This window comes from Burkholderia sp. KJ006, assembly GCF_000262695.1.
Lineage (GTDB): Bacteria > Pseudomonadota > Gammaproteobacteria > Burkholderiales > Burkholderiaceae > Burkholderia > Burkholderia vietnamiensis.
Window position 1 is genome coordinate 199,903 of record NC_017921.1, and the last position, 21,218, is coordinate 221,120.

At 67.7% G+C, this 21,218-nt stretch carries 16 protein-coding genes and 1 pseudogene; 8 read left to right on the top strand and 9 right to left on the bottom strand.

The window, feature by feature from the left end:
* Positions 1 to 16 precede the first annotated feature (16 nt).
* Positions 17 to 1,981, top strand: a complete 1,965-nt coding sequence (locus MYA_RS15085) for an FkbM family methyltransferase (protein ID WP_014724018.1) — start codon at positions 17 to 19, stop codon at positions 1,979 to 1,981.
* 46 nt (positions 1,982 to 2,027) lie between these two features.
* On the opposite strand, the gene MYA_RS15090 is transcribed toward MYA_RS15085, so the two are convergent.
* The 7 genes from MYA_RS15090 to MYA_RS15120 all read right to left on the bottom strand — a co-directional run bounded on the left by MYA_RS15090 (position 2,028) and on the right by MYA_RS15120 (position 11,134).
* Positions 2,028 to 2,459: a hypothetical protein gene (locus tag MYA_RS15090; RefSeq protein ID WP_011880840.1), complete on the bottom strand. Its 432-nt coding sequence runs from the start codon at positions 2,457 to 2,459 to the stop codon at positions 2,028 to 2,030.
* A gap of 61 nt (positions 2,460 to 2,520) precedes the next feature.
* The gene (locus tag MYA_RS15095) at positions 2,521 to 3,324 is read right to left on the bottom strand and encodes an EAL domain-containing protein (RefSeq protein WP_011880841.1); all 804 of its coding nucleotides are present in this window, start codon (positions 3,322 to 3,324) and stop codon (positions 2,521 to 2,523) included.
* A gap of 741 nt (positions 3,325 to 4,065) precedes the next feature.
* Complete coding sequence (locus tag MYA_RS15100; protein WP_011880842.1) at positions 4,066 to 5,208, bottom strand: DUF2827 domain-containing protein; 1,143 nt, start codon at positions 5,206 to 5,208, stop codon at positions 4,066 to 4,068.
* 263 nt (positions 5,209 to 5,471) lie between these two features.
* A complete protein-coding gene (locus tag MYA_RS15105) occupies positions 5,472 to 7,472 on the bottom strand; it encodes an acetyl/propionyl/methylcrotonyl-CoA carboxylase subunit alpha (RefSeq protein ID WP_014724021.1) in 2,001 nt (666 codons plus the stop codon).
* Positions 7,473 to 7,508: 36 nt separating this feature from the next.
* On the bottom strand, positions 7,509 to 8,294 hold the full coding sequence (locus MYA_RS15110; protein WP_014724022.1) for an enoyl-CoA hydratase/isomerase family protein: 786 nt from the start codon (positions 8,292 to 8,294) through the stop codon (positions 7,509 to 7,511).
* 19 nt (positions 8,295 to 8,313) lie between these two features.
* Complete coding sequence (locus MYA_RS15115) at positions 8,314 to 9,921, bottom strand: carboxyl transferase domain-containing protein (RefSeq protein WP_014724023.1); 1,608 nt, start codon at positions 9,919 to 9,921, stop codon at positions 8,314 to 8,316.
* A 31-nt stretch (positions 9,922 to 9,952) separates the two neighbouring features.
* Positions 9,953 to 11,134 carry an isovaleryl-CoA dehydrogenase gene (locus MYA_RS15120; RefSeq protein WP_014724024.1) on the bottom strand — a complete coding sequence of 394 codons (1,182 nt, stop codon included), beginning with the start codon at positions 11,132 to 11,134 and terminating at the stop codon, positions 9,953 to 9,955.
* Positions 11,135 to 11,304: 170 nt separating this feature from the next.
* Between MYA_RS15120 and MYA_RS15125 the strand changes: the two genes are divergently transcribed.
* Positions 11,305 to 12,051, top strand: coding sequence for a TetR/AcrR family transcriptional regulator (locus tag MYA_RS15125; protein ID WP_011880847.1), 747 nt, complete (start codon positions 11,305 to 11,307; stop codon positions 12,049 to 12,051).
* Between the two features lie 70 nt (positions 12,052 to 12,121).
* Here MYA_RS15125 and MYA_RS15130 read toward each other — a convergent pair whose 3' ends face one another.
* Positions 12,122 to 12,610: a MarR family winged helix-turn-helix transcriptional regulator gene (locus tag MYA_RS15130; protein WP_014724026.1), complete on the bottom strand. Its 489-nt coding sequence runs from the start codon at positions 12,608 to 12,610 to the stop codon at positions 12,122 to 12,124.
* A 196-nt stretch (positions 12,611 to 12,806) separates the two neighbouring features.
* On the opposite strand from MYA_RS15130, the gene MYA_RS15135 reads away from it, so the two are divergent.
* The 3 genes from MYA_RS15135 (at position 12,807) to MYA_RS15145 (ending at position 17,271) form a co-directional block, all read left to right on the top strand.
* Complete coding sequence (locus MYA_RS15135; protein WP_041494232.1) at positions 12,807 to 13,886, top strand: aromatic ring-hydroxylating dioxygenase subunit alpha; 1,080 nt, start codon at positions 12,807 to 12,809, stop codon at positions 13,884 to 13,886.
* Positions 13,883 to 14,848: a PDR/VanB family oxidoreductase gene (locus MYA_RS15140; protein ID WP_014724029.1), complete on the top strand. Its 966-nt coding sequence runs from the start codon at positions 13,883 to 13,885 to the stop codon at positions 14,846 to 14,848. Before MYA_RS15135 ends, MYA_RS15140 begins: the two co-directional genes overlap by 4 nt.
* Before the next feature lie 227 nt (positions 14,849 to 15,075).
* Positions 15,076 to 17,271, top strand: coding sequence for a TonB-dependent siderophore receptor (locus MYA_RS15145; RefSeq protein WP_014724030.1), 2,196 nt, complete (start codon positions 15,076 to 15,078; stop codon positions 17,269 to 17,271).
* 28 nt (positions 17,272 to 17,299) lie between these two features.
* Here the strand turns inward: MYA_RS15145 and MYA_RS15150 are convergent, their stop codons facing one another.
* Positions 17,300 to 19,222 carry an SMP-30/gluconolactonase/LRE family protein gene (locus MYA_RS15150; protein ID WP_014724031.1) on the bottom strand — a complete coding sequence of 641 codons (1,923 nt, stop codon included), beginning with the start codon at positions 19,220 to 19,222 and terminating at the stop codon, positions 17,300 to 17,302.
* Between the two features lie 329 nt (positions 19,223 to 19,551).
* Here MYA_RS15150 and MYA_RS32515 point away from each other — a divergent pair.
* From MYA_RS32515 to MYA_RS15160, 3 genes and pseudogenes are all read left to right on the top strand, one after another.
* Positions 19,552 to 19,626, top strand: a pseudogene (locus tag MYA_RS32515) (GNAT family N-acetyltransferase); the annotation flags it as partial.
* A gap of 116 nt (positions 19,627 to 19,742) precedes the next feature.
* Positions 19,743 to 20,477: a metallophosphoesterase family protein gene (locus tag MYA_RS15155; RefSeq protein WP_014724032.1), complete on the top strand. Its 735-nt coding sequence runs from the start codon at positions 19,743 to 19,745 to the stop codon at positions 20,475 to 20,477.
* 53 nt (positions 20,478 to 20,530) lie between these two features.
* A complete protein-coding gene (locus MYA_RS15160; RefSeq protein ID WP_034195550.1) occupies positions 20,531 to 21,142 on the top strand; it encodes an alpha/beta fold hydrolase in 612 nt (203 codons plus the stop codon).
* Positions 21,143 to 21,218: the final 76 nt, after the last annotated feature.

Sequence of the window (21,218 nt, forward strand, 5' to 3'; positions counted from 1 at the left end):
ATCCATCCGCGCGCCGATGAATCAGACCATCCGCAATTTCGTCGTGATCGAATCGATCCACGGCCCGTTCCTGATCAATCGGCACTGCGACCTGCAGGCCGACGCGCTGATCAAGACCGGCCGCCCGCATATCCAGCGCGAGCTCGACACGATCATGCACGTGATCGACCAGCTGCCCGACGGCGCGATCGCGGTGGACGGCGGCGCGAACGCCGGGCTGGTGTGCGTGCCGATTGCGCACCGGCTGCGCGAGCGCGGCGGCCAGGTGTACGCCTTCGAGCCGCAGCGCACGCTCTATCATGCGCTGGGCGGCACCATCGCGCTCAATGAGCTCGACAACCTCCATCTGCTCAACATGGGGCTCGGCAGCAGCAACGGCACGATGAAAGTGCCGGACGTCGACTACGGACGCGCGAGCGACTTCGGCCAGGTCTCGCTCGTCGGCGAACACGCGGCGGGCGGCACGCCGACGCCGATCGTCAGACTCGATTCGCTCGGCCTGCCGCGGCTCGATTTTCTGAAGCTCGACATCGAAGGGATGGAGATCGACGCGCTGCGCGGCGCGCGGCAGCTGATCGAAACGCATCTGCCGTGGTGCTGGATCGAGTACTGGAAGGTCGGCATGGAGGCGATCGCCGACACATTTGCCGGGCTCGACTACACGTTCTTCCAGATCGACGGGCTCAACATGCTGTGCGTGCCGAATGCGCGCTGGGACCGGCAGCGGTTGTTCATCTCGGGCGAGCCGCTCGTCACCGCGCCGGCTGCGCAACGCGGCGCTGCCGCCGCTGCGATAGCGGACGCCGACGCGCCCGAAACGAACTGGAACCGCGCGCTCGAGCACGAGGCGCGCTGCGAATGGGGGCACGCGATCGACCGCTGGCTACGCGCGCGCGGCCGCGGCCTCGACGACGATGCGATCGCGTTCCAGCTCGCGTCGTGCTACGGCTTCGCCGGCGTGCCCGACGCCGGCCTCGCGGCGCTCGAACGCTTCGGCGACCGGGCCGTACTGCCCGACCCGCTGCGCGGCCGCGTCGAGCTGGTGCGCTCGGCGCTGCTGCTGCGCGCCGGCCGGCGCGACGAAGCCGCACGCGCGACCATCGCCAGCGAGAAAGTGCTGAGCGCCGCGCAGTTCGGGTTGCCGATCGAGCGGCTCTACGACGGCCAGCCGCTGCACGGCAAGCGGCTGCTCGTGGTCAGCTACGGCGGCATTGGCGATCAGCTTCAATACGCGCGCTACCTGCATGCGCTCGACGCGCTCGGCTGCGCGGCGGTGACGGTCATCGTCCCGGCCGCGCTGGCCACGCTGATGCGCCACACGTTCCCGCAGATCGAATTCGTCGCCGCGCAGGGCCCGTGGATCGACGCGTCGGAACTTGCACACGACTACTGGTGCTCGTTCCTCGTGCTGGCCGCAATCTTCGGCTTTGCGCCGGCGCCGGAGCACGCACCGGCCACCTATCTGTCATGCCCGCCGGAGCGCGCGGCCGCGTGGCGCGAGCGCATCGCGCGCGACGGCAGCGCGCCCGGCACGCGCCGCATCGGGCTGAACTGGCGCGGTCGCGAAGAGAGCGACGCACGCTTTCTGCGAGCGGCCAGCGTGCGCGATCTGGCGCCGCTCGCACGCCTGCACGGACACGCGGCGTACTGCGTGAATCGCGAAATGTCCGCGCAGTCCGAGCAGACGGATCTGCCGATCACCTTCGCGCATCATGCGATCGAGGATTTCAGCGACCTGGCCGCGCTGATGCTCGCGATGGACGCGGTCGTCACGACCTGCACCGCGCATATCCATCTGGCCGGCGCGTTGGGCGTGCCGGCAGTTCTGCTGCTGAGCCCGAAGGCCGATGCGCGCTGGGAAACCGGTTCGCAGACGGCGCTGTACCGCAGTGTCCGGATAGCGCGCGCCGCCCATCCCGGCCGATGGGATGACGCGATCGATCGCGCGCTCACGTACGTGCTTGGAGAGTTCCGGAAGTGACTGACGAAGCGGCCGACGACAAGCGGCCGACACCCGCGATCGGCCGCTAGGCCGGCTCGCGCTGTGCGCGCCACGTGGCGAATACGCGGCCATGCCGTTGCCCGATGCGCGCCACGCGCGCGAAACAGCGCGCCGCCATCCCGCTGAAGCCGCGCGCCTGCTGCGCGAGGCTGCCCGACACACCGCGCGCGATCACCGAATCGTCGCCGCAGGCGCCGGCGAACACGCCGGCAAAATAATGCCGCGCCGCGCACTCGCGGCCGTCGGCATCGAGCGGCTTCAGCGCGCGAATATGCCGTTCGACGGCTTTCAGGCCTTCGAGAAACGGGGCGATGTCGACGGCCGCATCGGCTGCCTCGCGGGCTTCGGCATTGAACTCCCGCAGCATGTCGGCCAGCTCGGCGAGCGCGACCAGCGCGCCTGCGCCATCGCGCCGCTCGTGCACCCCGTGTCCGGTCTTCAGCTTCGTCACCGCCATGCTCTCGCTCCTTTGCGATCCGCCATTGTCCGATACCGTACCGACGCGTGCTGCCACGCTGTCACGCGGCGGCCGGCGACCGCCACGAGAAGCGGATGCCCTGCGCCCACGCGACGCCGGAATCCACCAGAATCTCCCGGTCGAGTTCGTTCTCGACGCCTTCGACGACGACGTGTCGCGCATTCTCGTGCGCGAACGCAATGAGCCGGCGAAACTGGTAGCGCCCGATCGCATTGCGCTTGATCAGCGATAGCACCGACCGGTCGAGCTTCACGATGTCCGGATTGCCGACCACCAGATTGTTCAGCGCACTGTAGCCGACGCCGAAATCGTCGATCGCGACGCGGCAGCCGGCCTGGCGGAACCGATGCACGAACGCGCGCCCGGCAACGGGGTTCAGCGGCTCCGTCTCCGTGATCTCGACGACCAGCCGCGCTGCAACCGACGGCTCACGTTCGAGGCGCCGGAAGATCGCTAGCCACGCGCTGTCGAGCACCGCACTCGCCGCCGCGATGTTGCAGCCGTATACGGCATTCGGATCGGCACGCAGCGCATCGATCGTCCGGCCGACCACGAGCCGGTCGAACCAGCGCATCAGGCCGAGCGCCTCGAGGCGCGGCAGAAATGCGCCTGGCGCCAAACTCTCGCCCGCGCCCCAGCGCAACCGCGCGAGGCATTCGTGATACAGAACGCCGCCGGACAGATCGGCCCGGCATACGGGCTCGCGCGCGAACCCGAGCCGGCTTTCGACGAAACTGCGTACCGACGCGGAATCCGGGTGATCGTCCGACGCGCCGAACACGCACTCGATATCGTCCCGATTCCGTTCCCTGTTAGCCTCCAGGCGAGGTTCGACCGCATTCATCCGGCGCTCCGGCAAATGGCGAGCCGCCGATGGACGGCCCGCGCTCACGAAACATATGGCAGATGCCGACCACGACACGTGCCACCGCTTACCCGGCCCATCCTCAGGTTTTCATCTTTTCCGACAGCGTACGTTTCATGCCGGCGCGCCGTCAAACACGGCATTGTCAAGGATATTCAAATACCATTAATACACCACGCACCCGATTCATTGACGGTGCGGCAGGTCACATAACCCGCCGATTCGGAAACAATCGGGTTCGGCCGCCGGCGCCTCTCATCCGCCGACACTCAGCATGGTTCGATTTGTTCGAAAACGCCTGAACGTTATTAATTTGATGTGACGATTATGTATTTTCGATATTGGCGGCCGAATCCGCCGAATCTGCCGAAACGCAACGCCGTCGCGCCACGCGGCAGAACAATCAATAGCGAATATTAAGTGTCCGGTCGCGGCCGGATCGAATGCCGCTGCCGCAAGCGAGATTGATAACTCACGAAACGCAATTCTGAAAAATCAAATAGACAATTGATCTTCAAATAATCTTACGATTATCTGCCGAAAGATGTTTAACAATCTTTCAGACCAGTTAACCTATAAAATTATTTCTGACGGACTTCCCCCTCGGAGCCGTCGATTTTCGTGCCTTCAAACCGTCGAATCTCCCCGTTTCGACGGTTTCTTTTTTTATCGCGTCGCCAGCGATTGTCTCGGACCTGAATCCGGGAATCGCGTTGCCCGTCACGCGAGCGTCGCGCCGATCAGATTCGCGAACAGCGCGTCGTATTCGGCGACCAGCGCCGGGTTCGCCGACGTGTAGCGGCGCAGGATCTCGCGCTGACGCCGCGTGTAGCCTTCCCAGTCGTCGTCGTGCGTATGCAGCGCGTGCAGCAGCGCATCCGCGCCCTTCTGCACGTCGTTGTCCGGATAGTAGTAGCCGAGATCGGGCGCGAGGCTGGCGTTGTGCACGAGCGGATAGCCCTGCCAGCACACGTCGAAATAGAAGTAGTTGAGCGGGTTCGACCATTGATGCGACACGACGACGTCGGTCATGTCGGCGAGGAACAGCGGCGTCTCGAAGCGCCCGACGAAGCTCGCCTTGCCCGCGCGCACGATGTCCAGGTAGTTCATCAGCATCACGAACTCGGGGCTGTCGTGCGCAAGCCGGTCGGCGTTCGTCACGTGCGTGAAGCAGATCGCGTCGGGGTCGCGCCGATACGCTTCGTCGATGATCAGCATCGGATACACGCAGAACTTCACGACGTCGTGGTTCGGCTCCATCACCGTGAGCCGCTTGCCGGGCTCGGTGCGCGGCCGGTATTCGCCGTGCCCGGGCAGCACGGCCGCACGCTCGGTGACGAACATCGGGTCCCACACGAACGGCACCACGCGCCCCGGACAGCGGCGCAGCGACTGCAGGAACGGCAGCGACGACGGCGCGATCTGCGGAATCGCCCACACCTCGTCGTAGCCGCGGTTGATGAACAGCGAATCCCACATCCGGCGGCCGAACAGCATCGACTCCATCGCGTTGATGTACTCGACGCCGCAGCAGTAGCTGACGAGCTTCGCGCCGCGCGCCTTCAGGTAGGCCGTCTGCGCGCCGTCGATCTGGCCGCCCAGTTCGATCACCACGTCGAGCGCATCCTTCATGTCGGCGAACGCGCGCGTGTCGTACACGGTGCGATCCCACGGCAGCGCGTCGGTCAACGGCACGTCGGTCGTGTTGACCAGCGTCACGCGGTAGCCGTGCGGCGACGCCATCAACAGCTTCGCGAGAAACAGTGCGTTCTGCTTGATGCCGTTGATCCACATGCTTTCGTCGGCGGTGCGCAGGCCGATCGTGATACCGATACGCAGGCCGTTCAGGACAGGAGACTTCATCGTGGGCGGGAGGAGAGATGGACTGGACGCAGTGTAGCGCGGCCGGCAGCCGCGCGAACTATCCGCCAGTCTAACGTAGCGTGCGCCGCCCGACTGTCATGGATCGTCATGCGCCGCGCGGGCGCCCGGCCACTCGAACGTGCGCCCGAGCGCGGGCTTTTCACGCGTTTCCAACGCCGATCAACCTGCTGCTTGCCGCTGCCGCTGCGACGGCAGCCGCCGTCTCGCCCGGCCTGCCGGCCGACGCTCGGCCGCTGCCTGCATCAGCCTTCCGCCATCATCAGCAGCTGCGCGCCATCGGCGACCTGATCGCCGACGCCGTACAGCACTTCGGCGACGACGCCCGGCCCCGGCGCGCCGATCGTGTGCTCCATCTTCATCGCTTCCATCACGATCAGCGGCGTGCCGGCCTCGACCTTCTGGCCCGGCTCGACCAGCACCGCGATCACCTTGCCGGGCATCGGCGCGGTCAGGCGGCCGCCGCCGTGCTCGGCATCGCCCGCATGCGCGAGCAGGTTGCGCCATTCGAACGTCTCGGCCGCGCCCTGCGTGAACACGTGGAACGTATCGCCGTCGGCATAGACGCGCCCGCTGCTGCGCACGCCGCCGAGCGTCACGTCGAAGTCGAGCGGCGTCGCGCCGCGCGTCCACTCGAACGGCTGCGCGGCGGCGTCGCCGATCGCGAGGCACGCACGGCCGCCGTCGTCGTCGTACGCGACCGTCAGGTCCACTTCGCGCTCCGGCTCATGCCATTCGAGCGTGCGGCGATAGCCGGCGTTCAGACGCCAATCCGGCAGCGCGCACCACGGCGAGCGGCCCGCATGCGCGGCCGCGTCGCGCTCGCGCGCGAAGAGCGCCGCGCACGCCAGCGCGAGCGCCGCGCGCGGCGGCTTGCGCGGCGCGAACAGCGCGTCGTGATTGCGCTCGATCAGGCCCGTGTCGAGATCGGGCATCGTGAACGGCTCGCACGCGACGATCCGCTGCAGAAACGCCGCGTTGGTGTGCAGCCCGACCACTTCGCACGCGCGCAGCGCGCGCAGCATCCGGCCGAGCGCTTCCGCACGATCCGCGCCGTGCACGATCAGCTTCGCGATCATCGGATCGTAGAACGGCGTGATCGCATCGCCTTCGCGCACGCCGCTGTCGACGCGCACCGGCGCGCCGATCGCGAACTCGACGCCGTCCGGCAGCCGCAAATGCCTGAGCGTGCCGGTGGACGGCAGGAAGCCGCGCGCCGGATTCTCCGCATAGAGGCGCGCCTCGATCGCATGGCCCTGCACGCGCAGCTCGTGCTGCTGCAACGGCAGCGGCTCGCCCGCGGCGACGCGCAGCTGCCATTCGACGAGATCGAGCCCCGTGACCATCTCGGTCACCGGATGCTCGACCTGCAGCCGCGTGTTCATTTCCATGAAATAGAACGCGTCGCCCGTCATGATGAATTCGACGGTGCCCGCGCCGACGTAGCCGACCGCGCGCGCCGCCGCGACGGCCGCTTCGCCCATCGCCTGCCGCACGTCGTCGTGCAGGCCGGGCGCCGGCGCTTCCTCGAGCACCTTCTGGTGACGACGCTGCACCGAGCAGTCGCGATCGAACAGGTAGACGGTGTTGCCGTGCGTGTCGCCGAACACCTGCACTTCGACGTGACGTGGCCGCGTCAGGTACTTCTCGATCAGCACGCGATCGTTGCCGAAGCTGCTCGCGGCCTCGCGCTGGCACGACGCGAGCGCCGCCGGAAAGTCCTCCGAGCGCTCGACCACGCGCATCCCCTTGCCGCCGCCGCCCGCACTCGCCTTCAGCAGCACCGGGTAGCCGATCCGGTCGGCTTCGCGATGCAGATGGGCCGGCGTCTGGTCGTCGCCGTGATAGCCGGGCACGAGCGGCACCGCCGCCGCGTGCATCAGCGCCTTCGCGGCCGCCTTCGAGCCCATCGCCGCGATCGCGTCGACCGGCGGCCCGATGAACGCGATGCCGGCCGCGTGACACGCCTGCGCGAAATCCTCGTTCTCGGACAGGAAGCCGTAGCCGGGGTGGATGGCCTGCGCGCCGGTGGCGCGCGCGGCGTCGATGATGCGCTCGATGCGCAGGTAGCTGTCCGCGGCCGCCGAGCCGCCGATGTGCACGGCTTCGTCGCAGGCGGCGACGTGCTTCGCGTTCGCGTCCGCGTCGGAATAGACGGCGACGCTCGCAATCCCGAGACGTTTGCACGTCGCGGCGACGCGGCAGGCGATTTCGCCGCGATTGGCGATCAGAATCTTGTCGAACATGGCTTCGATGTCGTCCGGAAAGTGATGGGCACGCCGTCAGTCACGCCACGAAGGCGTGCGTTTTTCGAGGAAGGACGCGATCCCTTCGCGCGCTTCCGCGCCGGCGCGGGTGCGCGCGATCCAGTCGGCGGTCTGCTCGATGAGCGTCGCGTCGAGCGGCCGGCCTGCCACGTCGGCAACGAGCCGCTTGCAGGCCCGCACCGCGTCGGGGCCGTTCGCGACGAGCGTCGCGGCCAGCTTCGCGACCGTGTCGTCGAGCGCCGCGGCCGGCACCGTGTCGTGAACGAAGCCGAGCGACGCGGCGCGCGCGCCGTCGAACACTTCGGCCGTCGTGAAGTAGCGGCGCGCCGCCCGCTCGCCCATCGCGCGCACCACGTACGGCGCGATCGTCGCGGGGATCAGCCCGAGCCGCGCCTCCGACAGGCAGAACTTCACGCCGTCGGCCGCGATCGCGATGTCGGCCGCCGCGACGAGGCCCACGCCGCCCGCATACGCGTCGCCGTGCACGCGCGCGATCACCGGCTTGCTGCAGCCGTGGATCGCCTCGAGCATGCGCGCGAGCTTGCGCGCGTCGGCGCGGTTCTCGGCGTCCGAGTAACCGGCCATCTTCTTCATCCAGTTCAGGTCCGCGCCCGCGCAGAACGCCGCGCCTTCGGCGGCGAGCACGACCGCCCGCACGCCCGCATGCGCGTCGAGCCATTCGAACGCGGTGGTCAGCTCGGCGATCGTCGTCTCGTTGAACGCGTTGCGCACGTCCGGCCGCGCGAGCGTGACGGTCGCCACGCGGCCGGCCTCGGTTACCTTGATCGTTTCGTATCGCATCGGTGAGTCCTCCGCGCCGTCACATGCGGAACACGCCGAAGCGCGTCTCGTCGATCGGCGCATTCATCGACGCAGCGAGGCCGAGCCCGAGCACGTCGCGCGTCTGCGCCGGATCGATCACGCCGTCGTCCCACAGCCGCGCGCTCGCGTAGTACGGATGGCCCTGGCGCTCGTATTGATCGCGGATCGGCTGCTTGAACGCTTCCTCTTCGTCGGCCGACCACGTGCCGCCCTTCGCCTCGATCCCGTCGCGACGCACGGTGGCGAGCACCGAGGCCGCCTGCTCGCCGCCCATCACCGAGATACGCGCGTTCGGCCACATCCACAGGAAGCGCGCGCCGAACGCGCGGCCGCACATTCCGTAGTTGCCCGCGCCGAACGAGCCGCCGATGATCACCGTGAACTTCGGCACCTTCGCGTTCGACACGGCCGTCACCATCTTCGCGCCGTGGCGCGCGATGCCTTCGTTCTCGTACTTGCGGCCGACCATGAAGCCGGTGATGTTCTGCAGGAACACGAGCGGGATCTTGCGCTGGCAGCACAGCTCGATGAAATGCGCGCCCTTCACGGCCGATTCGGAGAACAGGATGCCGTTGTTCGCGACGATCCCGACCGGATGGCCCCAGATGTGCGCGAAGCCCGTGACAAGCGTCGTGCCGAAGCGCGCCTTGAATTCATCGAATTCCGAATCGTCGACGATCCGCGCGATCACCTCGCGCACGTCGAACGGCTTGCGCGTATCGACCGGAATCGCGCCGTACAGGCTGCGCGCGTCGTAGCGCGGCGGCTTCGGCTCGCGCAGCGCGACCGGCGCGGCGATCTTCGGCGCGAGATGGCTGACGATGTTGCGGGCGATCGACAGCGCGTGCGCGTCGTTCTGCGCGAGGTGGTCGACCACGCCCGACAGCCGCGTGTGCACGTCGCCGCCGCCGAGATCCTCGGCGCTCACTTCCTCGCCGGTCGCGGCCTTCACGAGCGGCGGTCCGCCGAGGAAAATCGTCCCCTGGTTCTTCACGATGATCGACTCGTCGCTCATCGCCGGCACATACGCGCCGCCGGCCGTGCACGAGCCCATCACGACCGCGATCTGCGCGATGCCCGCGGCCGACATCGTCGCCTGGTTGTAGAAGATCCGGCCGAAGTGGTCGCGATCGGGAAACACGTCGTCCTGATTCGGCAGGTTCGCGCCGCCCGAATCGACGAGGTACACGCACGGCAGGCGGTTTTCCGCGGCGATTTCCTGCGCGCGCAGATGCTTCTTCACGGTCATCGGGTAGTAGGTGCCGCCCTTGACCGTCGCGTCGTTGCACACGATCACGCATTCGCGGCCGGCGATGCGGCCGATCCCGGTGATCAGGCCCGCGCCCGGCGCGTCGTCGTTGTACATCCCGTTCGCGGCGAGCTGCGACAGCTCGAGGAACGGCGCACCGGGGTCGAGCAGCTGGGCGATCCGGTCGCGCGGCAGCAGTTTGCCGCGCGCGAGGTGCTTGTCGCGCGCGGCCTGGCCGCCGCCTTGCGCGAGCTGTTCGATCTTCGCGCGCAGATCGGCGACGACGGCCTCCAGCGCCGCGGCGTTCGCGCGGAAGTCTTCCGAGCGCGGGTTCAGTTTCGATTCGATGATCGGCATCGGCGAGGCTCCGTTCGCGTGACGTGGGGCGTTACATCGTTTCCGCGAACAGCTCGCGGCCGATCAGCATGCGGCGGATCTCGCTGGTGCCGGCGCCGATCTCGTACAGCTTCGCATCGCGCCACAGCCGGCCGACCGGATATTCGTTGATGTAGCCGTTGCCGCCGAGGATCTGGATCGCCTCGCCGGCCATCCAGGTGGCCTTCTCGGCCGTGTACAGGATCACGCCCGCACAGTCCTTGCGCACCTGGCGCAGGTGGTCGCTGCCGGCCGAGTCGAGATGGCGGCCGACCGCGTACAGATACGCGCGGCACGCCTGGAACGTCGTGTACATGTCGGCGACCTTGCCCTGGATCAGCTGGAATTCGCCGATTGACTGGCCGAACTGCTTGCGGTCGTGGATATACGGGACCACCGCGTCGAGACACGCGGCCATGATGCCCGTCGGGCCGCCCGACAGCACCGCGCGCTCGTAGTCGAGGCCGCTCATCAGCACCTTCACGCCGCCGTTGAGCTGGCCGAGGATGTTCTCCTCCGGCACTTCGACGTCCTGGAACACCAGCTCGCCCGTGTGCGAGCCGCGCATGCCGAGCTTGTCGAGCTTTTGCGCGACCGAGAAGCCCTTCATCCCCTTCTCGACGATGAACGCGGTGATGCCGCGCGAGCCGGCGTCGACGTCCGTCTTCGCGTAGACCACCAGCGTGTCGCAGTCGGGGCCGTTGGTGATCCACATCTTCGTGCCGTTGAGCACGTAGCGGTCGCCGTGCTTGTCCGCGCGCAGCTTCATGCTGACGACGTCGGAGCCGGCGTTCGGCTCGCTCATCGCGAGCGCGCCGATGTGTTCGCCCGACACGAGCTTCGGCAGGTACTTGCGCTTTTGCGCGTCGCTGCCGTTGCGGTGGATCTGGTTCACGCACAGGTTCGAGTGCGCGCCGTACGACAGGCCGATCGACGCCGAGGCGCGCGAGATCTCCTCCATCGCGACCATGTGCGCCGTGTAGCCCAGGTTCGCGCCGCCGTATTCCTCGGAGACGGTCATGCCGAGCACGCCGAGATCGCCGAACTTCTTCCACAAATCCATCGGAAACTGGTCGGTGCGGTCGACCTCCGCCGCGCGCGGCGTGATTTCCTTCGCCGCGAACGTCGCGACGGCGTCGCGCAGCATCTCGATGTCTTCACCGAGCATGAATTGCACGCCAGGCAGGTTGATCATGTCTCCTCCGTCTCCAGAAAGTTGCGCATGCGCCGATTTCTGAGTTTCGCTCAAATCGGATCAATGCGTCGATTCATTAAGCCAATGCAGCGTATATTTCGCACAGTTTCGCGCGTCGTCCGGTTTGGCGTCAATAGTTTTTTGAGTGACACTCAGATATCATTGCGGGCATGACAGACGCCCGCCCCGACACCATGACCGCCACCGCCAAAGCCGAGCGCGCCGAGCCGTCGCGCGCCCCCGCCGGGCGCAAGTCCCAGCAGCGCGTGCAGGACATCCTGCGCGCCGGGCGCGAGGTGTTCGCCGAAAAGGGCTACGAGCATGCGACGGCTGCCGAGATCGCGCAGCGCGTCGGCGTGTCGGAGGCGACGGTGTTCAGCTATTTCCGCGGCAAGCGCGAGCTGTGCGCGCGCGTGATCGCCGACTGGTACGACGAGATCATCGCCGCGTTCGAACTCGGCATGCCGCAGGACGCGTCGGTGCAGCAGCAGTTCGCGTTCATCGTGCGCACGCACCTGCGGCTGATGCTGGTGAACGGCACGGGGCTGTGTGCGCTGGTGCTGTCGGAAGGCCGCGCGAAGCAGCATGCGCTGAGCGACGAGCTGACCGCGCTGCAGCGCCGCTACACGGCGCCGCTGATGGATGTGCTGGCGCGCGGCCAGGCGGCCGGCCAGGTGCGCGGCGACATGCCGCTGAGCCTGCTGCGCTCGATGGTGTTCGGGCCGATCGAGCACGTGCTGTGGGACGCGATCCTCGGGCACCGCAAGCTCGACACGGAAACGACGGCCACGCAGCTGATCGACATGCTGTGGGCGGCCGTGCAGCCGCCCGCGCCGGAGCAGGCGGCGCTGGTGCGCTTCAGGAACGAGGTGGCCGAAGCGATGCGCCGGCTGGAAGGACACGCGCCGGAGGCATGATGCGGGCGGCGAAGTTGTGCCGCCGTGATCCGTAGCTCGACGCGCGTGGCGCGATGGCGCCTCGCTGCCGCTACGACGCGTCCGCGGCCCGCAACGGCGCGCGGCTTTGCTCGTTGTTCAAATGGACGAACTTGCGCAACAGCCGCACCAGTTCGCGTGAGTCGTCTTCGCCCATCCCGTCGAACAGGCCCGCGCGCAACGCCTGCACCGACGGAATCAGATGCGTGAGCAGTTCGACGCCCGCCGGCGTCAACAGCAGGCGCCGCTGCCGCCGCGGCAGCACTTCGCGCACGATCAACCCTTTCGCTTCGAGGCGCGCCGCCAGATCGGCGGTCGTCGACGTGTCGAGCGCGACGCGCTGCGCCAGCGTCACCTGGTCGAGCCCGGGGCTTTCCTGGAGCATCCTCAGCACCGCGTACTGCACCGGCGTGACGTCGCGCCCCAGCTTCTCGTAGAACATCGCCACCGCGATCTGGTGCGCACGCCGGATCAGGTGTCCCGGTTCGTCGTACAGATCGAACGGGAAAGCCGGCGCGCTGGCGGGATTCGTTTTTTCCATGGATGAGTCGGTCACATAAGGCGGCGCACGCGGTCGCGCGCGCCAGCGGCATCGCGCGGCGTCGCGCCATTGGCCGGGAAAACCAGTATACCGCCCGCCTTGTCGTCGCCCATTTCGATAAGTACACTGAATCTCATTCAGTACACGGAATGAAGAAGTGCCGACCACCGGCACCGCCCCGAAGGAGACGACGAACGTGTTTCTCAAGAACGCTTGGTACGTGGCATGCACGCCCGATGAAATCGACGGCAAGCCGCTCGGCCGCAAAATCTGCAACGAATCGATGGTGTTCTATCGCGCGGCGGACGGCCGCGTCGCCGCGCTCGAGGATTTCTGCCCGCACCGCGGCGCGCCGCTGTCGCTCGGCTTCGTGCGCGACGGCGTGCTCGTCTGCGGCTATCACGGGCTGGAGATGGGCTGCAACGGCAAGACGGCGGCGATGCCCGGCCAGCGCGTCGGCGGCTTTCCGGCGATCCGCAGCTTTCCGGTGGTCGAGCGTTACGGCTTCGTGTGGGTGTGGCCGGGCGATGCGTCCCGCGCCGATCCGGCCGCCCTGCCCGCGCTGACGTGGGCCGACGATCCGGCGTGGGCGCACGGCGGCGGCCTGTATCACATCCGTTGCGACTACCGGCTGATGATCGACAACCTGATGGACCTCACGCACGAGACCTACGTGCACGCGACGAGCATCGGCCAGAAGGAAATCGACGAAGCACCGCCGAAGACCACCAGCCACGGCGACGAAGTCGTCACGAGCCGCTTCATGCACAACGTGATGCCGCCGCCGTTCTGGCAGATGGCGCTGCGCGGCAACGGGCTCGCCGACGATGTGCCGGTCGACCGCTGGCAGATCTGCCGCTTCACGCCACCGAGCCACGTGATGATCGAAGTGGGCGTCGCGCATGCGGGCCACGGCGGCTACGACGCGCCGGCGGAGCACAAGGCGTCGTCGATCGTCGTCGATTTCATCACGCCGGAAACCGACGGTTCGATCTGGTATTTCTGGGGAATGGCGCGCAACTTCCGGCCCGACGACGATGCGCTGACCGCGACGATCCGCGAAGGCCAGGGCAAGATCTTCGCCGAGGATCTCGAGATGCTCGAGCGCCAGCAGCGCAATCTCGAGCAATGGCCCGAGCGCAAGCTGCTGAAGCTCAATATCGACGCGGGCGGCGTGCTGTCGCGCAAGGTGATCGACCGGTTGCTCGCCGCCGAGGAGGCGGCCGGCGCGCCGTCGGCCGCGGGTGCTGTCGTGCGGATCGAGGCGGCGTCGTGAGCGCGCCGACGCTGACCGTCCGGGTCGCCCGCAAGTGGCAGGAAGCGCGCGACATCTGCGGCTTCGAATTCGTCGCCGACGACGGTTCGCCGCTGCCGCGCTTCGACGCCGGCGCCCATATCGACGTCCATCTGCCGGGCGGCCTCGTGCGCCAGTATTCGCTGTGCAACGACCCGCGCCACGGCGATCGCTATCGGATCGCGGTGCTGCGCGACGCCGACGGCCGCGGCGGCTCACGTGCGATTCACGATGAGGTCAGGCAGGGCGACACGCTGCGCATCGGCATGCCGCGCAATCAGTTCCCTCTCGCGCGCGACGCCTCACACCATCTGCTGCTCGCCGGCGGCATCGGCGTCACGCCGATGCTCAGCATGGCCGAACAGTTGTCCGCGGCCGGCGAGTCGTTCGACCTGCATTACTGCGCGCGCTCGCTCGAACGCATGGCGTTCGTCGAGCAGATCAATACCGCCGCGTTCCGCGACCGCACGCGCCTGCACGTCGACGACGGCGACGCCGCGCAGCGCTTCGATCTCCCCGCCGCGCTCGACGCGGCGCCTGCCGGCACGCACCTGTACGTCTGCGGCCCGCGCGGCTTCATGGACGCGGTGCTGGACGCCGCACGCGCACGCGGCTGGCCCGACGCGCGGCTGCACTACGAGTTCTTCGGCGGCGCGGTCGTCGCGTCGGGTGCGGAGCGCGCGTTCCAGGTCCGGCTCGCGAGCAGCGGCAAGGTGGTCGACGTGCCGGCGGATTGCACGGTCGTCGCCGCCCTCGCGGCCCACGGCATCGACGTGCTGACCTCGTGCGAGCAGGGCATATGCGGCACTTGCGTGACGCGCGTGCTCGAAGGTGAGCCCGACCATCGCGATTCGTATCTGACGGAAGTGGAACAGGCCGCCGGCGACCAGTTCATGCCGTGCTGTTCGCGTGCCCGCAGCGACCTGCTCGTGCTCGACCTGTAGACGCGGCACGCGGGCGGCCATAGGCCGCCGTTCCCGATGCAGCAGACGATCGACGTGTCACCCACACGGCGGTCACTTCGCGAGCCGCGGCCGCGACGGCTTCGACGTGCGCCGTCCCACATTTACAATTGAAAACGATTCTCATTACATATATCATGCGCATCCTGCCGCGGTGACGCATTCGGACGCTGCGGCTCTTTCCTCAGCACTCCGTCATTGAACGATTCATGTCATTTCGTCGACCGCTCCGCCGCGCGCGGGCTTTGCGTCCGTGGCGCGCGGGCCTGCCTGCCCTGATCACCCTTTGCGTCGCCGGCGGCGCACACGCGCAGGCCCAGCGTGCCGCGCCTGCCTCGGCGGCCTCGGCGGCCGACGCGGCGTCGCCCGCCGCGCCGCCCGCGGCCGAGCGCGAACTGCCGGCGATCAGCGTCAGCGCGTCGGCGGTCGCCGATCCGACCGTCGGCTACCAGCCGCGCACCAGCAGCATCGCGGGCGGCGACGATCGCGCGCTCAAGGACATTCCGCAATCGATCGCCGTCGTCAGCAGCGCCGTGATGGAGGACCAGCACGCGAACTCGCTCGACGACGTGCTCGGCAACGTCAGCGGCATCACGCAGACCAACACGCTCGGCGGCACGCGCGATGCGTTCATCAAGCGCGGCTTCGGTTCGAACAACGACGGCTCGGTGCTCGTCGACGGCGTCCGTACGCCGGTGCTGCACAGCTATCTCGCGACGATCGATCGCGTCGAAGTGCTGAAGGGCCCGGCTTCGCTCCTGTACGGGATGCAGGACCCGGGCGGCGTGATCAATCTCGTCACGCGCAAGCCGGAGGCCGAATTCGGCGGCTCGATCTCGGCATCGCGCACGAGCCATGGCGGCAGCAGCGCGCAGTTCGACCTCACCGGCCCGCTCGGCAAGCCGGGGCAGGTCGCCGGCGGCACGCTCGCGTTCCGCCTCACCGGCGAATACGACACAAGCCGCTACTGGCGCAGCTTCGGCCGCGAGCGCGATGCGCTGATCGCGCCCGCGCTGTCGTGGCACGACGCGAACACGTCGATCGACGTCGCCTATCAATACGTCGACTACACGACGCCGTTCGACCGCGGCACCGTGCTCGTCAACGGCCGCCCCGACGATGCGCTGCGCTACCGCCGCTACGAGGAGGCGTGGTCGCAGAGCGGCGGCATCCAGGAAACGCTGCGCGCGCGCATCGAGCATCGCTTCTCCGACGCGTGGCGTGTCCGCGCGACCTACGGCTGGGGCCGCGATCGCTACGATCAGTACCTCACGCGCGCGGCTGCGTTCAACAGCAAGACCGGCGCGCTGACGCGCTCGTCCGACGCGAACCTCGGCCGCAACGACGCCGACCAGATCGCGACGCTCGGCCTGCTCGGCAACCTGACGCTCGCCGGGATGCACCATGCGCTGTACATCGGCGGCGAATACGAACTGCAGCGCAGCTTCCGCGGCGACACGATCCGCGGCACGGCGACCAAGGGCTTCGATCTCTACGATCCCGTGTACGGCCTGCTCGCGCCGGGCGGCACGGTCAGCGCCAAGCAAAGCGATTCGCTGTCGAAAGTCCACGCGTATTCGATGATCGTGCAGGACACGGTGAAGCTCACCGAGCGGCTCACCGCGTCGGCGGGGCTGCGCTGGGAGGACTGGCAGCAGGAATCGGGAATGGGCCGGCCGTTCGTGTTCGCCGACCGCTCGCACGGCAACGTGTGGCTGCCGCAGTTCGGGCTCGCGTATGCGCTCACGCCGTCGCTGACCGCGTACGCGAACGTGAGCCGCTCGTTCAAGCCGAACGTCGCGTCGAACGTCGCCGCGCCGCTCGCGCCGGAGTTCGGCCGCGTGCTGGAGGCCGGGCTGAAGTTCAGCATGACGCCCGCGATCAGCGGCACGCTCGCCGCTTACCAGATCGACAAGCGCAACGTCGCGGTCACCGTGGGCGACCTCACGTCGACGATCGGCACCGCGCGCTCGCGCGGGATCGAGCTCGACGTCGCCGGGCAGCTCACGCGGCACCTGAGCCTGATCGGCAGCTACGCCTACACGAACGCGAACGATCGCGACAGCAACACGCCGCTCGTCAACGTCGCGCGCCACACCGGCAGCCTGTTCGCGGTGTACGACACGGCGATCGCGAATCTGCCCGGACGCTGGCGCTTCGGCGGCGGCGCGCGGCTGGTCGGCGCGCGGCCCGGCGACACCGCCAACAGCTTCACGCTGCCCGGCTACGTGACGGTCGATGCGTTCGCCGCGTATGAAACGATGGTCGGCAAGTTCCCGACGCGCATCCAGCTGAACGTGAAGAACCTGCTCGACAAGACCTACTACCCGTCGAGCAACAGCAACCTGATCGTGGCGGTCGGCGAGCCGCGGCTCGTCACGCTGACGACCACGGTGTCGTTCTGATGTGCGGCGGCCGCGCGCCACACGCGCATCACGGCCGCCAGCGATACACGACGAGACTCGAACCGTTGTAATTGTCCTTCGTGATCACGTACTCGCCCGTCGAGCGCAGATACGCGCGAATTCCGTACATCGAGTCGACGTCGTTGCCGACATCCATCGCCGCGGTGTTCGAGTTCGTCAGCGTGGTGACGAGGCTGCCGGTGTTCAGATCGAACACGTCGACGTTCGGCACCGTGTGCACGTAGCCGACGAACAGGTAATGGCCTGCTGCCGCGATCGACTTCGGGTTCGCGCTGGTCAGGTCGATCGCGACGTTCGGCGTGGTCGTATTGCCGGCTTTCCAGCCGCGATAGACCTCGATGTGCCCGTTCATCGCCGTCCAGTCCCAGGTGCCCGCGATGCCCTGCGCGAGGATCATCGTGTCGCTGTCGGCCTGATAGATGATCCGCGTGAGCGGCAGCACCGTGCGCGGAATCGGAATCTGCACCGGCTTGCCCCATGACGGCTTGCCGGTCGCGTCGAGGCCCGTCATCGGATAGTGCGAGATCGTATTGGTGCGATCGAGGCCGGCCCAGACGTCGCCGTTGTCGTCGAGCATGAAACCGGCGGTCGCCTGCAGGCTCGTATTGAACGGCTTGCCGGGGATCGAGCCGTCGGGAATCGCGATGTAGCCGTTCGCCGCGTTGAAGTGATAGATGTTGTAGTTGCCGGGGTTCTGCCCGGTCGCGACGAGCATCCGCGTGCCGTTCACCCACGCGAGCTGACCGAAATGCTGGCCGCGCTGATAGTCGTTCATGTCGAGGCGCGGATCCTTCGGATAGGTGAACGGATCGATCGTGTTCGCGACGAACGTGCCGCCCGCGGTGCCGGTGTACACGGTGTTGCCGCTGTAGAAGAACGCGCCGTCGGTGAGCGGATCGGGCGCCGCGGCTGCCTCGAAGTTCAGCGCCTGCAACTTCCATTGCAAGAGGCCGGTCGGGCTGTACGAATGGAGGTCGGTGCTGCCGTTGCGGCCGAGATCCCAGCCGCCGCCCCACGCGTTGTTGAGCACGTACAGGTTGCCGGCCGCGTCCTTGCCGATGCCCGCGACGCGCGTGAAGCGCTTGTCGCCGACCTGCCCCTTGATGCCCGTCGTCGTGTCGAGATAGCCGCCCTGCACGCCGAACGTGCCGACCTGCGCGGGCTGGCCCGCGAGCGCGTATATCTTGATGTTCATGTCCGGGCCTTCATCGCCCACCAGCAACTGCCCGCTCGGCGCATCGAAATAAAGCGAAGCCGGCCGCGCGCGGGCCGCCATCTGGATCGTGCCCAGCGCGGTGCCGCTCGGGCTGAACTGCGCGACCACGCCCGCGCTCTTGCGCGCAACCCACAGGTTGCCGGCCGCGTCGAGCGCGAGCGCGCCCGGCCCCGACACCGCGATGTCGCGCTGCCACACGCCGTCCGTCGTGTACACGCGCACGCGGTTGCCGTAGAAGTCGCTCGCGTACAGCAGGTTGCCGGCCGCCGCGAGGCCGGTGATCACGTCGGCGTACTGGATGCCCGTCCACGTGCTGACCGGGATGCGCAGGTCGCGCTGGTTCGTGCTGCGGTTGTAGCGCCCCACCGAGCCGCTGCCGAACGTGCGGTTGTAGCCGAGCGCGACGAACAGCGAATTCGCGTTGCCGGTGATCGCGCCGCCCTGGAACTCGTCATGGATGCCGATCGTGCCGAGCGTCTGCCCGTTCTGGTAGATCGCGACGCCGCCGGCGTTCTCGTCCCAGCGCGACGACGTATAGATCACGCCTTCGGGCGCGACCCACAGCGAGCGCGCGCCGTTGCCCACGTGCGCGGCGAGCGTGCCGAACGTGTTGGCGAGCCAGTCCGTCGAGTATTGCGTCTGCGCGTGGGCGAGCGGTGCCGTGAGCATCATGCATGCCGCAAGCAATACCGCGCCGATTCGTTTCACTGACATGACTGAGGCTCCCGGACGATTGTTTGTTGATACTGTAATTCGGCGCAGATGAAACATTGGTGATTTCTGAAAAATTCCATCAAATTGTGCCGAGAATTATTTTGCGGCTTTACGTTATGCGGATGTCGCGCGCTTTGCTCGTCAACGCTGGGCGTGCCGCTACGCTACGATGTGTCGCGCCCGCATTGTGCAGGCCGAATTTTTCGGCACTTTATTCCGAATAATTCGATGCGCGCATGTCATTTTTTCTGATTTTCGCACAGCGGTTTTATCGCGCGCGGAATCGATTGAATGATTACAAATAGAAATTTAAATGAAAGAAAAAAATATTGTCGCGTGCGTCCCGGATGGTGCGCGGCGTGCCCGGCGATTTCGCGATATACGCGCGCCTCGCGACGGACTGACGCGTCGGGCGACCGGCACCGGCCTCGTGAATGGCACTGCGCCCGCCGTCGAAGCGATTGGACGGCCCGCGGCGAATTCGCGACAATCGGCATTCCCCGGCTCGACTCGCCCCGCCATGAAAATCGCTGCGCTGTCCGACATCCACGGCAACCTCGCCGCGCTCGACGCGGTGCTCGACGACGTGCGCCGCCGCGGCGCCGACGTGATCGTCAATCTCGGCGATATCGTCTCGGGCGCGCTCCATCCGGCGGAAACGGCCGATCGCCTGATCGCACTCGATCTGCCGACGATCCGCGGCAATCACGAACGGCAACTGCTGGAGCGCATGCGCGACGCGATGGGGCTGTCCGACCGTTGGGCGCACGACACGCTGCACGAGCGCCACCGCGCGTGGCTCGCCGCATTGCCCGAACGCGCGACGCTCGGCGACGACGTGCTGCTGGTGCACGGCACGCCCGCGAGCGACCTCGACTATTTTGTCGAAACGGTGACGCGCGACGGCTGCCGCGCGGCGACGCCCGACGAAATCGCGCAGCGCGCCGGAGACGAGCCGGCGTCGCTGATCCTGTGCGGCCACACGCATGTGCCGCGCGTCGCGCGGCTCGCCGACGGCCGCACGATCGTCAACCCTGGAAGCGTCGGGCTGCCGGCCTATGCGGACGATTTGCCGTATCCGCACCGGATCGAAACCGGCTCGCCGCACGCGCGCTATGCGATCGTGTCGCGCACGCCGGCGGGCTGGCACGCCGAACTTCATACCGTCGAATACGACTGGCAGACGGCTGCCGACACGGCCGCCGCGCGCGGCCGCGACGAGTGGGCCGTCGCGCTGCGCACCGGCCGCTGCTGACGCGCCGTCAGGTCACGTTCGCCATCCTTCTTTTACTGGAAAATCACCGCCCGATGCCCGTTCCTTCGCAACTGCTTTTCCTCCCCGGCGCGTCGGGCAGCACCGCGTTCTGGCAGCCGCTCGCGAGCCGCCTCGTGCATCCGGCCGAACGGCGCATCGTCGGCTATCCGGGCTTCGGCGACACGCCAGCCGATCCCGACGTCACCGATTTCGACGGCCTCGTGCGCCGCGTGCTGCACACGATCGACCGGCCGACCGCCGTGATCGCGCAATCGATGGGCGGGGTCATTGCGATGCACGCGGCGCTCGAACGTCCGGCACTCGTCACGCATCTGGTGCTGACGGTCACGTCCGGCGGCCTCGACATGCGCGGCCTCGGCGCGCAGGACTGGCGCACCGATTTCGCGCGCGCAAATCCGCACTTGCCCGACTGGTTCCTGACGTTGCACGTCGACCTGTCCGACGCGATCGGACGCATCGCACAACCGACGCTGCTGCTGTGGGGAGACGACGATCCGATCAGCCCGGTCGCGGCCGGCCAGCGCCTGCTCGAACGGCTGCCCGATGCGCGGCTGCATCTGGTGCCGGGCGGCCGGCACGATCTCGCGGCCGTGCATGCCGATACGCTCGCGCCGCTCGTCGATGCGCATCTGCAGCGGGTTTGAGGCTGTGTGCTTCGGCACGCGCGGCGCGAGGTGGACGGTGTTGTGACAGCGGTGGGGCCGTGGGGCGGTGCGCTTA

Coding starts and splice junctions, on each gene's coding strand:
- MYA_RS15160 (WP_034195550.1), top strand. CDS start 20,531: ATGCCCGTTCCTTCGCAACTGCTTTTCCTCCCCGGCGCGTCGGGCAGC.
- MYA_RS15130 (WP_014724026.1), bottom strand. CDS start 12,610: ATGGAAAAAACGAATCCCGCCAGCGCGCCGGCTTTCCCGTTCGATCTG.
- MYA_RS15125 (WP_011880847.1), top strand. CDS start 11,305: ATGACAGACGCCCGCCCCGACACCATGACCGCCACCGCCAAAGCCGAG.
- MYA_RS15090 (WP_011880840.1), bottom strand. CDS start 2,459: ATGGCGGTGACGAAGCTGAAGACCGGACACGGGGTGCACGAGCGGCGC.
- MYA_RS15145 (WP_014724030.1), top strand. CDS start 15,076: ATGTCATTTCGTCGACCGCTCCGCCGCGCGCGGGCTTTGCGTCCGTGG.
- MYA_RS15095 (WP_011880841.1), bottom strand. CDS start 3,324: ATGAATGCGGTCGAACCTCGCCTGGAGGCTAACAGGGAACGGAATCGG.
- MYA_RS15120 (WP_014724024.1), bottom strand. CDS start 11,134: ATGATCAACCTGCCTGGCGTGCAATTCATGCTCGGTGAAGACATCGAG.
- MYA_RS15115 (WP_014724023.1), bottom strand. CDS start 9,921: ATGCCGATCATCGAATCGAAACTGAACCCGCGCTCGGAAGACTTCCGC.
- MYA_RS15155 (WP_014724032.1), top strand. CDS start 19,743: ATGAAAATCGCTGCGCTGTCCGACATCCACGGCAACCTCGCCGCGCTC.
- MYA_RS15100 (WP_011880842.1), bottom strand. CDS start 5,208: ATGAAGTCTCCTGTCCTGAACGGCCTGCGTATCGGTATCACGATCGGC.
- MYA_RS15085 (WP_014724018.1), top strand. CDS start 17: ATGAATCAGACCATCCGCAATTTCGTCGTGATCGAATCGATCCACGGC.
- MYA_RS15110 (WP_014724022.1), bottom strand. CDS start 8,294: ATGCGATACGAAACGATCAAGGTAACCGAGGCCGGCCGCGTGGCGACC.
- MYA_RS15105 (WP_014724021.1), bottom strand. CDS start 7,472: ATGTTCGACAAGATTCTGATCGCCAATCGCGGCGAAATCGCCTGCCGC.
- MYA_RS15150 (WP_014724031.1), bottom strand. CDS start 19,222: ATGTCAGTGAAACGAATCGGCGCGGTATTGCTTGCGGCATGCATGATG.